At 66.7% G+C, this 12662-nt stretch carries 13 protein-coding genes; 8 read left to right on the plus strand and 5 right to left on the minus strand.

The features are described 5' to 3' along the window. The first annotated feature begins 222 nt into the window (after positions 1-222). From ARADN35_RS0122365 to ARADN35_RS28105, 3 genes are read left to right on the plus strand one after another with little or no spacing between them, the layout of a single operon-like run. Positions 223-612, plus strand: a complete 390-nt coding sequence (locus ARADN35_RS0122365; RefSeq protein WP_010466214.1) for a hypothetical protein — start codon at positions 223-225, stop codon at positions 610-612. Next, positions 613-1176 carry a hypothetical protein gene (locus ARADN35_RS0122370; protein WP_010466215.1) on the plus strand — a complete coding sequence of 188 codons (564 nt, stop codon included), beginning with the start codon at positions 613-615 and terminating at the stop codon, positions 1174-1176. Between the two features lie 30 nt (positions 1177-1206). Continuing rightward, positions 1207-1440, plus strand: a complete 234-nt coding sequence (locus ARADN35_RS28105) for a hypothetical protein (protein ID WP_139019231.1) — start codon at positions 1207-1209, stop codon at positions 1438-1440. Between the two features lie 57 nt (positions 1441-1497). Here ARADN35_RS28105 and ARADN35_RS26745 read toward each other — a convergent pair whose 3' ends face one another. Next, complete coding sequence (locus tag ARADN35_RS26745; protein WP_010466218.1) at positions 1498-3009, minus strand: carotenoid oxygenase family protein; 1512 nt, start codon at positions 3007-3009, stop codon at positions 1498-1500. Positions 3010-3027: 18 nt separating this feature from the next. Beyond that, a complete protein-coding gene (locus ARADN35_RS0122390; protein ID WP_010466219.1) occupies positions 3028-3438 on the minus strand; it encodes a DUF2141 domain-containing protein in 411 nt (136 codons plus the stop codon). Positions 3439-3784: 346 nt separating this feature from the next. On the opposite strand from ARADN35_RS0122390, the gene ARADN35_RS0122395 reads away from it, so the two are divergent. After that, positions 3785-4513, plus strand: a complete 729-nt coding sequence (locus ARADN35_RS0122395) for a hypothetical protein (protein ID WP_010466220.1) — start codon at positions 3785-3787, stop codon at positions 4511-4513. Between the two features lie 79 nt (positions 4514-4592). On the opposite strand, the gene ARADN35_RS0122400 is transcribed toward ARADN35_RS0122395, so the two are convergent. Together ARADN35_RS0122400 and ARADN35_RS0122405 are read right to left on the minus strand one after the other, a co-directional pair. Further along, positions 4593-5546, minus strand: a complete 954-nt coding sequence (locus ARADN35_RS0122400) for an AEC family transporter (RefSeq protein ID WP_010466221.1) — start codon at positions 5544-5546, stop codon at positions 4593-4595. Between the two features lie 127 nt (positions 5547-5673). Then, a complete protein-coding gene (locus ARADN35_RS0122405) occupies positions 5674-6954 on the minus strand; it encodes an ABC transporter substrate-binding protein (protein WP_050812567.1) in 1281 nt (426 codons plus the stop codon). A gap of 323 nt (positions 6955-7277) precedes the next feature. Here ARADN35_RS0122405 and ARADN35_RS0122410 point away from each other — a divergent pair, with 323 nt between their 5' ends. From ARADN35_RS0122410 to ARADN35_RS0122425, 4 genes are all read left to right on the plus strand, one after another. Further along, positions 7278-9368, plus strand: a complete 2091-nt coding sequence (locus ARADN35_RS0122410; protein WP_010466223.1) for an ATP-dependent helicase — start codon at positions 7278-7280, stop codon at positions 9366-9368. 42 nt (positions 9369-9410) lie between these two features. Beyond that, a complete protein-coding gene (locus tag ARADN35_RS0122415; protein ID WP_010466224.1) occupies positions 9411-9899 on the plus strand; it encodes a hypothetical protein in 489 nt (162 codons plus the stop codon). Further along, on the plus strand, positions 9896-11098 hold the full coding sequence (locus ARADN35_RS0122420; RefSeq protein WP_010466225.1) for a phospholipase A: 1203 nt from the start codon (positions 9896-9898) through the stop codon (positions 11096-11098). The genes ARADN35_RS0122415 and ARADN35_RS0122420 overlap by 4 nt, the downstream gene beginning before the upstream one ends. A gap of 383 nt (positions 11099-11481) precedes the next feature. Further along, positions 11482-11871, plus strand: coding sequence for a hypothetical protein (locus ARADN35_RS0122425; RefSeq protein ID WP_010466226.1), 390 nt, complete (start codon positions 11482-11484; stop codon positions 11869-11871). A gap of 250 nt (positions 11872-12121) precedes the next feature. Here the strand turns inward: ARADN35_RS0122425 and ARADN35_RS0122430 are convergent, their stop codons facing one another. Further along, entirely contained in the window at positions 12122-12601 is a 480-nt protein-coding gene (locus tag ARADN35_RS0122430; RefSeq protein ID WP_010466227.1) for a universal stress protein, read from the minus strand. Positions 12602-12662: the final 61 nt, after the last annotated feature.

Below are 12662 nucleotides of genomic sequence, written 5' to 3' on the forward strand. Positions count from 1 at the left end.
GCGCAAGATCGCATGCTCCATATCGCACCTGGCCCGTGCTTCACGCGTTCGGCGTCTCCGCGTACCGCGCCACGCTACCGCAGGTAGTGGCGGGCAGCCTTGTCCACAAAAAGAGCCCACGCTCCCGGACAACTCCGTAAAGCTACCTCCCGTTGTCCCCTTGCAGCACACACGGCCCCTTGATGTCCGGGACGCGACCGTCCCCTCCCGCGCCAGATTTCCATGTACAAAGAACTGAACGACCTGCACAAACTGCAGCCCCTGTGGGCCACCATCACCATCACCGTGGCAACACTGGCGACCAACTGGATCTGGGGATCGTGGTTCTCCCAGGCCAAAGGCATGGCGGCCTTCCTGCTGATGTTCGGCTGCCTCATCGGCTGGCCTTTGATGTTGGTACTGTTCAACGTGGTCCTGGGTTTTGGCATCAAGCTGGGCGAAGGCCAGGCCCTGTTGCGCATGGCCATCCTGTTGGGCGTGGTCGGGGTGGGCTTCGCCGTGTATGGCATCCCCAGCCCGTGGAACCTGCTCGGCTGTGCCATCGTCGCCATCGCCGTGGGGTTCCAGGCCGGGCGCGCAGCGCAGGACGACGCCGACCTGGAGGGCTTGTAAATGGCCGTCAAGGAAGCTCCACCCCCCGGATTGCTCGACAGTTTTTCCGCTCCGCTGTGGGAAAGATTGAACCTGTCAGGGCTGCGGCCGCAGTGGATCGTGAAAGGCCAGCACCGGGGCTACGACTGGATGGTCATCGAGCTTGAACACCGGGCCACGGGCCTGACCGCCGAAAGCGGGACCGATACCACCACCGTCTTCGTGATGCGGCTGCCGCGCAAATCCAAGGACTGGTATTTGCCGCCCCACCGCATCACGTCCGTGCAACAGGCGTGTGTGGACGATCAATGCGTTTATGTCGCGGCGCTGGGCCGACAACCCCGCGTGCGCGAGTGGCGCCACTGGCTGGACACGGCCGCCGACGTGGCCGACGAGGTGGTGCGGTCGGAAGGCTCGCACACGAAGCAGGCGCATGAACATCCCGGTGACCACAACACGGCAGGTTCCGAGGCAGGACCGAGCTGGAACCCCCACGACGGCAAATGGGTGGTTTTCTGGCTCTTTGTGATGGTGCCCATTGCCGGCGTCGTTTTTTTGTCCCTCCTGTTCGACTACAGCGACTAGCCACGCACCGGCGCCGTCATCAAATGCAACATGGCGACCCACATAGGCTCCGCGTTGTACGGCTGGAAGATGTGGGCGCACCTGGGCATGCTAGCAACCCCCCTGGCATGGATGTGCAAGATGATCCACACCATGGTCACGCGCATTCACAGGCCGGGCTTCGGGCTGCAGATCCATCTGGAGGGCGCCATTTTGTTGGGCGGCGCGTTTGTGCTGGCGCATGCCCTGGGCGCACTGGAAGCATCCGCCCGCGCAGTGTGCTGACACGCACTGCGCGCCCGCCTGGTCCTTGGCGCCCCGCCGCCAAGGACCGGGGCGGCCTCAGGTCCGAACAAACTGGCCGTGCAGGCCCAGCGGAAGGCCATAGGGCAGCGTGACGCTGGCCAGTGGCCCTGCATTCACCGCCTGCGCGTCGAACACCGACAGCGTGGTGCGCTCGCTGGGCCAGTGGTAGGCGGTGCCCAGCACCCAGCCCCGGCCCTCGGCGGCGGTAGGGCTGGCGGGGATGTAGACATGCTCCTCTGCGATCCAGCCCGCGCCGTACCGATGGCGCTGCGGTGTCTTGTCGCCCTGCAGCGTGAGCACCGTGTCAAAGCCCTGCACTTGGGCATCCATGCCCGGGCTGCGCGCCATCAGGGTGGTGAAGCGCGTGGGCAGGCCGTTGCGTGCCGGGTGGATGCGCGGGAACTCCACGTGGGCAAGCCCCGGGGTTTCCAGCCGTGCCTGGCCCGTGGACGGGGTGAGCGTGATGTGTGCCCACCGGGTGGCGGCCGCAGCCGGGGTGCTGCGCGCGCCATCCACATTCAGGTGGTGCAGCGCGTTCAGGATGTCGGGCTGCGCCACAAACCGTACCTGCACCGTACCGCCCTCTTCCCAGGCGTTGGCCAGGTGGAACAGGCCTGTGGCGGGCAACTCGAAGCGCTGGACCTTGAAGTCCACCTTGTCCACCAGCAGCACCACCAGCGGCGCCTTGTCGTTCCATTGGTAGTGGGACAGCGGGCTCCCCGCGCCGGGGTGACCGTTGAATTGCAGCGGCATCAGCAGGAACACGAGGTGCCGTTCTGTGATGGCGAAGTCATGCACCATGTCGGCCTGCTCCGTGGTCAGGACATGCTGGCGGCGCAGCTGGCCTGTCGGTGCAATGTCGTACACCAGCAGCTTCCCGGAGCCCGGCATGTAGCCGAAATTCCATACCGAGCCATCCGGCGCCACGCGCGGGTGCGCCGAAAATGGCGCGCCCTGGGTCTGCGGCGACCAGGCCTTGAACCCCTGGGCCTGCAGCGTGACCGGGTCCACCGCCAGCGCGGAGCCGGCTTCCCACAGCGCAAAAAGCTCCTTGCGCGCGGGCAGGGCCAGCAGGTTGATGTTGGCGGGGTTGACGGCGTCGGGCCCGCTGAGCGGCGGCGAACCGGGCAGCGTGGTGGCAAAGCCCGAGTACAGCAGCCGGCCCGCGGCCTCTTCCGCCGTGAGCTTGGGGGTGGCCAGCAGGGCGCCCCGGTGGGATATGCGGGGCGGTGTTTGCGTTGAAGCCTGACCGCCCTCAAAACGAAACGCCTGCAGCATGCCGTCGCCATCGAACCAGTGGTTCATGGCCACGCCGCCGAGTTCGCGCCGTGCGGGGCCGATGCGGTACAGCGTGCCCTGCAATGCAGCTGGCCAGCGCCCCCGCACGGGCAGCGGGCCGCTGGCCAGCGGCGCCTTCAAGGGCCCGTTGTAGGGGGTGTAGCTGCTCCGCCAGGCGTGGGGCGCATCGGCGCCGTGGCCCAGGGCGGGCAGCAGGCTGGCGCCCAGGGCCGCCAGAACGGCGCGGCGCGGTGGATGGGGGTGGGTCATCGCGGGCTCCTTGTCGGCTTACTTGAGTTCGATGGCCTGGGGCTCCGCATCCGCGCCCACGCGGAAGGCTGCGTCGGCAAACGTGGGCGGGCCCACCGGGCTGCGTGCATTGCGGCTGAAGCCATACAACTCGGTCGGCAGGCCGAACAGGTTGGTGTCCAGCTTCATGTTGCCGTTCTCGTCCAGAAACGCCGAGACGGCGTAGTCGCCTGCGGGCACCCCTGCAAACTGCACCACGGCCTTGCCATCGCCCAGTGGGGCGGCGGCGGTCTGCAGCGGCTTGCCGCGCGGAAAGCCCTCGCTTTGGTCAAAAAGGGCTGCCAGCACGGTGCCTTGTTGTTGCGCAGGCACGGTGACTTCAATGCGCAGGTCGGCGGCGTGGGCAGCCAGGGCGGTCAACGCGGCCAGGAAAAGAATCCGTTTTTTCATGAAAGGGCTTTCTGTGGGGGTACAAGCCGGGACCACGCCCGGATCGACCCGCACTGTGCCCAGCCCGCCCAGGCCCTGCGAGGCGTTTGCGACGAAGTGCAGAAAACACGGTGTGATCTGCAACCCGCAGGCGCGAGGCACGCGGGCCTGGCAAGGGCAGCCCCACGCAATCCCCCACCTTGCGGCGCCCCCGTGCCCGATAAAGCTTGCATGCCGTGGGCTCGCCCCAGATACTGCGGCCTCACACGGCATCGCCTCGGGGCATGCTTGTGCTGCGCGGGTCCGGTGGACCGGCACCCGGTGTACGCCCCGCCCGTGCTTCTTCCATTTTCAGAAAGCCTTACCAATGACAGCCATTGTTCGTGCCCTGATCTTGCTGGTCTTCCTGGCGGGCGGAACCGCCGTGCGTGCCCAGAACCTGCTCACCAACGGCAACTTCGAATCCGGCCTCACCGGCTGGAGCACCTGGACGGCGCCGCCGGGCTTCTGGAACGGCACCTGGATACACAGCAACGACTGCGACATCTGGGTGCCCACCCAGTGCCCGTTCGGTGGCGCCGGAACGTCCCACGCGCAGAAAAAAGGCAGTGGTGCGGGCAACGCGCACGGGGGCCTGTTCCAGACCGTGGCGGTCACCCCCGGGCGGGTGTACCGGCTGCGCGGCGCCTGGTCGGGGGGTGTGACGGGCAATGCGGGCGGCAACGCCACCTGGTGGGAAGTCGTGGCCTACGACGGCGCCGTGGGGGCCGCCACCATCGATGCCGCGCCCGGCCCGCTGGACACGCTGATCGCCCGGCGCGATGTGTCGAACCTGGCGCTCAACGGGGTCTTCCAGTTCGAATGGGAGCCTTTTGGCGCCACCTTCACCGCAGCCTCCAGCCAGGTGACCATTGCGCTCAAAACCGGCAGCTTCTTCACCTTCGACGCAGCGGGCTACCACGACGACCTGGTTCTGGAGGAGGTGGCATCCAGCAACATCCCCGTCAACTCGCCCTGGGCGCTGGTGGTGCTTTGCCTGGGGCTGCTGGCGACCGGTGCCTGGCTGCGGCGCGGCCAGGGAATGCGCCCCAGGTAGAGGGCGGCACAAAATTTCAAGTGTTTTTGGCCGCCAGCGCTTTATGGGAAAGCGCTACAAGCTATCAAAAATATAGCAATCAGGTCAGCAACGCCACCGCCGCCGAAAAGCTCAGAAACGCCAGCGCGGTGGACACCAGAATGATCCGCGCCACACGCCCGTTGTTGGCACCGAACTTCTCGGCCAGCAGCGAGACGTTGCTGGCGCTGGGCAAGGCCGCCAGCAGCACCAGCACCGTCAGCGCAAACGGCGTGAGCGGCACGCCCAGCGCCATGGCGGCCATGCCCACGCCCCATACCAGCAGCGGGTGCACCAGCAGTTTGGCCAGGGCCACCGGCACGTAATCGCGCGCGGGCACCTGTTCGTGCTGGTTCATCTGCGAGCGCGCCAGCACCGCGCCGATGGTGAACAGCGCCACGGGCGAGGCCGCGTCGGCCAGCATGGCAATGGTCTTGTCCACCGGACCAGGCAGCTGGAAGTGCAGGGCCGAGGCCAGCGCACCCAGCGCGATCGACCAGGGCATGGGGTTGGTGGCCATGCCCCGGAAGGCACTGCGCAGCGCCACGCCCACACCGTGGGTGCCCGCGCCATCCAGGCGCGACAGCGCAATGCACAGCGAGCTGGTGACGACCATGTCCACCACGATGGTCACGATGGCCGGGCCCGCGCTCTGCGCGCCCAGCAGCGCCACCAGGAGCGGCACGCCCATGAAGCCGGTGTTGGGGAAAGCGGCCACCAGTGCACCGAAGGCCGCGTCGTTCCAGCCGATGCGCGCACTGCGCGTGAGCGCCACCGTGGCGCCCACCATCACCAGCGCGCACAGCACATACACGCCCGCCACGGCCGGGTCCAGCAGCTGCGCGATGGGCGTGCTGGCGCCAAAGCGGTACAGCATGCAGGGCAGCGCGAAGTACAGCACGAAGGCATTGAGCCCCGGGATGGCGGGCTGGGGCAGCACCCCACGCCGTGCGGCCAGGTAGCCGCAGAGCACGAGGGCAAAGAAGGGGAAGGTGATGAGGAGGACGGACAGCACGGCGCTATTGTCCGTGCTGCGCACCGCGCCAGGACCCCCAGCCCCGGGCGGTGGTCAGCGCAACGTCAGGGGGGGAGGGTTCGCGAACGGTGATCCCCCAACCACCACGGCCACGGCCGTGGGTGCCTTACTGCTTGCGCTGGATGATGAGGTTGCGCTTGGCGTCTTCGGGGTAGGCAAAGGTGATGGCGCCGTTCTTGACCATGCCGATCACCAGCATGTTGCGCGTGATGGCATCCTTGTCCTGCACGCTGAACGGCTTGTCGTAGGTGGACACCACGCCGTAGTAGGTCTTCATCTTGCCTTCCAGCGACTCCTTGACGGCCTTGCCGTTGAGGTTGCCGTCCCGCACGCCCAGGAAGGAATACATCAGCAGGTAAGTGGCGTCATAGGCATTGGCGGCCGCCATGGGCACGGCCACCTTGCCGTGGTACTTGCGGGTGTAGCTCGACAGGAACGATGCGCGGCGTTCGTTGCTGGGTTCGGCAATGAAGGTCTGCACCATGAGTGCGCCCTCGGCGGCGTCCTTGGCACCCTCCAGGAAGAACGGGAACGACAGCGTCCATGGCCCCACCTGGGACACCTTCCAGCCCAGCGCCTTCTTGCCATTGGCGATCACCGCGTTTTCCGGGCCCACGGTGTAGCTGAGGATCACATTGGCCCCGGCGGCTCGGGCGGCCGTGAGTTCGGCCGTGAGGTCCTTCACACCCAGGTCGAAGCGCGCCACATGCACGGGCTTGAGGTTCTTGGCAGCCAGGGCAGCCACCACATCGTTGAAGCCACCTTCGCCGTAGCCGGTCTTGTCGGCAAAGATGGCCACCTTGTCCCAGCCGCGCTTGACGATGTCTTCCACCATGAAAGGGGCCTGGATCGCGTCGCGTCCCTGCACGCGGAAGATGTAGCTGTCTGCAGCGGGATATTTGGCGGTGACCGCCGTGCCCGTGGAGCACGGCACGATGAGCGGGCTCTTGGCCTCCTGGAACAGGTCGATGGCCTTGAGCGCAACGCCGGTGTTGCAAAAACCGATGGTGGCGACCACCTTCTCGCTGATCAGTTCCTGCGACACCTTGCGGCCCTGGTCCGGATTGGCCGTATCGTCCTTGATCACCAGCTCCAGCGGTCGCCCCAGGTAGCCGCCCACGGCGTTGATCTCATCCACGGCCAGCTTGATGCCATTGAGCATGGGCACGCCAAAGTCGGCCGAGGGCCCGGTGAACGGCCCCACCACCCCAATGCGCACGGGCGCCGTGCTGCCGATCTGGGCCTGCGCGGGCAGCAGGGCTGTGCAGGCCAGCACGCTGGCGGCCACCACGGCACTCCAGGCGTTGTGGTGCCACCGGGGGCGGCGCGGGCCTGGGATGCCCGGTGCGGCGGTCTGAACGGTGGAAGTCAAGGCAGAGGAGTTCATGGTGGGGCTCGGTTCACAACACACCCATCCCGTTGAGGGATGTACTGGCCAGCCAGTATCAAATTGTGAAAACAAAGCCCCTAGCGGGGTTTCCCGGAGCGCCTGGCCCGGCAGGTGCCGGAGGCGGCTTCCTGTCAGGGGCGCGTCAGCCGCCCACCTTGCGTGGGTTGCCATACCCGGGCGCACGCAGGCTGCCGGACTGCGCCGGTATCATTGCGCCCTTGCGCGGCACGATCTGGCCCCGCCGCCGCCCGCCCAGGGGCCCACGCCGCCCACCCCGCCTTCCTTTTCCTGCCTTCCACGGCTCAGCCCCCTTCCTTCCCATGTCTGCCGGTCTCAATCTCGCCCAGCTTCAGGCTGTCCACTACACCGACGGTGCCTGCCTGGTGCTGGCCGGCGCGGGCTCGGGCAAGACGCGGGTGATCACCCAAAAGATCGCCCACATGATCGAGAAGGGGATGGACCCCAAGCGCATTGCCGCCATCACCTTCACCAACAAGGCCGCCGCCGAGATGCGCGAGCGCGCCAAGGGCCTGATCGGCCGGCGCGCCAAGGATGTGCTGGTGTGCACCTTCCACGCCCTGGGGGTGCGCATGGTGCGTGAGGATGGCGTGGTCCTGGGCCTGAAGCCCCAGTTCAGCATCCTGGATGCCGACGATGTGACCGGCATCCTGAAGGAAGCCTCGGGGGGCACCACCGACATGGCCACGGCGCGCCAGTGGCAGTGGGTCATCAGCAAGTGGAAGAACATGGGCCTGACCTCCGAGCAGGCGCTGGCCCAGGCGGCGGACGACAACGAGCGCATCATCGCCACGCTGATGGCGCGCTACGAAGAGCGCCTTGCGGCCTACCAGAGCGTGGACTTTGACGACCTGATCGGCATGCCGCTGCGCCTGCTGCGCGACTTCCCCGAAGTGCGCGCCAAGTGGCAGGCCCTGCTCAGCCATGTGCTGGTCGATGAGTACCAGGACACCAACGCCACGCAGTACGAACTGCTGAAACTGCTGGTGGGCGAAAGAGGCCACTTCACCGCCGTGGGCGACGACGACCAGTCCATCTACGGCTGGCGCGGTGCCACGCTGGACAACCTCAAGAAGCTGCCTATCGACTTCCCGCAGCTCAAGGTCATCAAGCTGGAGCAGAACTACCGCTCCACCAGCGCCATCCTGCGTGCGGCCAACAACGTGATCGGACCCAACCCCAAGCTGTTTCCCAAGACCCTGTTCAGCGAGCTGGGCGAAGGCGAGCCGGTGCGTGTGGTGGACGCCGACAGCGAAGAGCACGAGGCCGAACGTGCCGTGGCCCGCATCCAGAGCCTGCGGGCCGCCAGCAACCCGCCACCGGACTGGAAAGGCTTTGCCATCCTGTACCGGGCCAACCACCAGGCCAAGCCGTTCGAGAAGGCGCTGCGCAAGGCGAACATCCCCTACAAGGTATCGGGCGGCACCAGCTTTTTTGACCGTGCCGAAATCAAGGACCTGTGCGCCTGGTTCCGGCTGTGGATCAACAACGACGATGACCCGGCGTTTCTGCGCGCCATCACCACGCCCAAACGCGGCATCGGCCACACCACGCTGGCATCGCTGGGCGCGTTTGCCACGCAGCACAAGCAGAGCATGTTTGGCGCGTTGTTCAACGGCATGCTGCCAGCAGCGGTGCCCAAGCGCGCCATGGACGGCCTGCACGAGTTCGGCCGCTACATCAACTACCTGGAGTACAGCGCGCGCCGAACGCACGGTGCGGAAGAAGCCCGCACGTTCCTGAACGAATGGCTCAAGGAAATCGGCTACGAGCAGCACCTGTACGACAACGAAGACAGCGAAAAGGTGGCCGCTGCCCGCTGGAGCAACGTGATGGAGTTCTGCGACTGGATGGCCCAGCGCGCGGGCGGCCAGATCGACGACACCGCAGGCGCCGTGGTGGCCAAGGAAACCAAGAGCCTGCTGGAGGTCTCGCAGACCATCGCACTGCTGTCCACCATTTCCGAGCGCGAAAAAGAGCAGGACATGGTCACGCTGTCGACCCTGCATGCCAGCAAGGGACTGGAGTGGCCCCACGTGGTGCTGGTGGGTGTGACCGAAGGCATGTTGCCCTTCAAGCTCGACGACGACGAGGGCCGGCAACAGAAGGTGAGCGACGACACGCTGCAGCGCCTGCAGGAAGAGCGCCGCCTGATGTACGTGGGCATCACGCGCGCGCAGCGCACCCTGGCGGTGAGCTGGACCAAGCGGCGCAAGAAGGGCCGCGAGATGGTGGCCGCGCAGCCCAGCCGTTTCATCGCCGAGATGGGCCTGGACAAGACCACCGCCCGCGAAGACCCGCGCGAAAAGCTCAAGGCCCTGCGCGCGGAATTTGCCGCCAAGGCCCAGGCCACCACGGCCGCCAACGCGGCGGCGGCAGCCACCCCGGAATGAGCGCCCCTGCAGCCACGGCACCCACCACAACGCACCCCACCCATGGAGCCCCGCACCCACCGGCCCACGCCCCTGATGGGGGTTGCTTTAATTTTGATAGCTATCAGCGCTTATCCTACAAGCGCTAGCAGCCAAAATGAACCACAATCCACGGCAGCATGCCCGTCCACGGCAGAGCTGGACCACCAGCACCTGCAAGGGCGCTGGCTGGCCCAGCTGCAGGGCGTAGCCCCGGATGCCACTGGCGCCACCGCCACATTGCAACTGGGTCCGCACCCCGAGCTGGCACAGAGCGTGCGTGGCACCGTGCAAAGAAATGGCGCCACGGCGCAGATCAGCGGAGACGCCGATGGCGGCGACCTGACCCTGGAAGAATCGATCAACGGCACGAACATCAGTGCCACCTGGACAGGCCAGGTGGTCGATGGAAGTTGCGGCAAGGAAATACGCGGAACATGGAACAACGCCAACCCCACCCCCTCGGCACCCTCGGCTCCCTTCGTGCTGCGCAAGCAGGCGGGCTGGCAATGACCACCGCGCCAGCACCACAGCGCAGCGGCAGGCCCAGGCACCACACGCTGGCCCTGCTGGTGGCCGCCGCGCTGGCACCTGCGGGCGCCGCGCTGGCGCAGTCCACGCCCGCCAGTGGCGCGGCAGCGGCAGCCCCCACCACCGGCGCCGACAGTGCCTGGCGCCGCTGCGCCGCGCTGTCCAATGACAACCAGGCGCGTCTGGCCTGCTTTGACCAGTGGGCCACCGACCAGCAAGGCTGGAACGCCCCCGGCGCCACGGCCTCGACGGCCGTGCCACCGCCGGTGGACACCACCCTGCCCGCCACCCGCGTCATCGATGTGGCCCGCACCGAGGGCTGCCGCGACCCGCAGTACAGCGACCTCTCGCGCTTCTGGGAACTGGAGTCGGGCAGCGACTGCGGCACTTTCAGCTTCCGGGGCTACCGGCCCATCACCGTGTCGGTGGTGGCGTCGAGCAACGTGAACCGCCAGCCCACATCGGATGCGGCCGACCATTCGGCCACCGAGTCCACGCCCTACCGCCGCACCGAGAACCGCATCCAGCTGTCGGTGCGCACCAAGGTCGCGCAAGGCCTGCTCACGCAGGGCCATCCCACACTCAAGGATTCGGTGTGGTTCGGTTACTCGCAGCAGTCGTACTGGCAGCTGTTCACACCCCAGATCTCGCGCCCCTTCCGCGCCACCGACCATGAGCCCGAGGTCATGTATGTCTACCCCACCACGGCCCAGCTGCCGTTTGGCTGGAAGTGGCGCTACAGCGGCATCGGACTGGTGCACCAGTCCAACGGCCAGAGCAAACCCCTGTCCCGCAGCTGGAACCGGGCGTACCTCATGACGGGCATGGAACTGGGCAACAGCGTGAGCGTGAACGCGCGCATCTGGAAGCGCGTGCCCGAGAGCTCGGGCAGCGACGACAACCCCGGCATCAGCGACTACATCGGCCGGGGCGAGCTGTCGGCATTCTGGAACGTCAACAAGGACAACACCGTGGGCGCCACGCTGCGCCACTCGCTGTCGAGCAGCGACCGGGGCTCGGTCCGGCTGGAATGGCTGCAGACCGTGGGCACGGGCCTTTTTGGCAACAAGAGCAACCTGCGCCTGCACACGCAGCTGTTCAGCGGCTATGGCGACAGCATGATCGACTACAACCGCAAGCGCACCGTGTTCAGCGTGGGGCTGAGCCTGGTGGATTTCTAGCAGAGACACCCCCTGAGGCGCTTCGCGCCTTCCCCCCGCTCTCGCTCCGCTGCGCTGCGCGGGCAGGGGGACGCAGCCCTCGCTGCGGAGCGGCCCTTGCTTGGCTGCTCTGGCGTGGGCCGCGCCAGTTGCATACGCCTTGGGCAACGCAACGGCCGGGCGCAACCAAATACCAGACGCGCCAAACACCCCACTCACAACTCGTTACGACATCGTCCTCAAGTTTCGCGCGGTGGCGCCGACGCGCCGCCACAATGGCACGCGCACAGAAACCAGCATGGCCCTTGGCGAAGGGCTCCCAAAAAGAGCCCCTTTCCCACCGTTTTACCTGCCATTGCCTGCACCGTGCGCCCTCGACAATGCCGATAAAGAGGAACACACCCATGGACATGCAATACCAGCTCAAGGCAGGCAGTTACTACCTCTACGACATGCGCGAGGCGCCCAGTGCCGTGACGGGTGAGCGCAGGTTCAAGCTGAAAACCGATACCGTGGCCATTGCGTTCGACGCACACACGGGCGAGGTGCACCAGCACGGCAGCCCCACACGCATCCAGTCCTGGGCCAACAACACGCGCCGCCGCCTGCGCGCCGCCGGAGCGCAGGACGTGGCCAACGACATCGTGGTGGTGTCGGGCCCGCTGCCCGTGGACGAACTCAACAAATGCCTGTGGGTACGCGGCTACGTGCGCCGCATGTTCTCGCGCCTGGCCACCCTGCCCCATGGCAAGCTGCAGCGGCCTGCCGCCGAGCCGTTTCGCAAGGCGGCCTGATACCTGCCGGGCAACCTTTCTCAAATATTCCGATCAGGGCCGCACACAGCGGCCCTTTTCTTTTTTCTGGGAGCGCCCCGGAAAAGGCTCAGAGGCTGAGAGTTTTTTAGCCGAGCCCGAAAGGCGCGCGAAAACGCCTCGGATCTAGGCGCAAAGCACAGCCATAGCTCGGGCTACGGCGAGCATTTGCAACGACGAGCCGGGGCGTTTTCGCGTGCAAGGCGGGCACGGATAAAAGACTCTCAGCCTCTCAGGCCTCCGTGTCCTCGGCCACGTCGCTGTCCGCGCTCTCCAGCACCTCGGCATGCTTGACGATGGTCACCGGCACCGGGCTGGAATGCGCCACCTCCTGCGACACCGAACCCAGCAGTGCGCTGGTGATAGCGCCCTGGCCCTTCGCGCCGATGATGACCATGTCGCAGCCCGAGCGCTCGATCATGTCCACCAGCGTGTGGGCCACATCGCCCACGCCCACATCGGTTTCGTACGCGACCCCGGCGGCATCCAGCAGCGCCCGCGCCGACGCCATGAGATGGTCACCCGCCTCCAGGCTGGCCGCGGCGATCAGGTCGGGGTCGCGCGTGGTCACCAGTTCGTACAGGGTGGCGGGTTCCTGCACATTGGCCAGGACCACGCTGGCCTTCAGGCCCTGGCCCACCAGCGCCAGCGCGTGGTGCACGCCATCCAGCGCGAGTTCGGAGCCGTCCACGGCGATGAGGATCTTGAGCATGGTGTTCTCCTTGAGTCAGTGAAGACCAGTGTAGCGACGCCATCCGCCAGCGCCAGCCCAT

Source organism: Acidovorax radicis N35, from assembly GCF_000204195.1.
Lineage (GTDB): Bacteria > Pseudomonadota > Gammaproteobacteria > Burkholderiales > Burkholderiaceae_C > Acidovorax > Acidovorax radicis.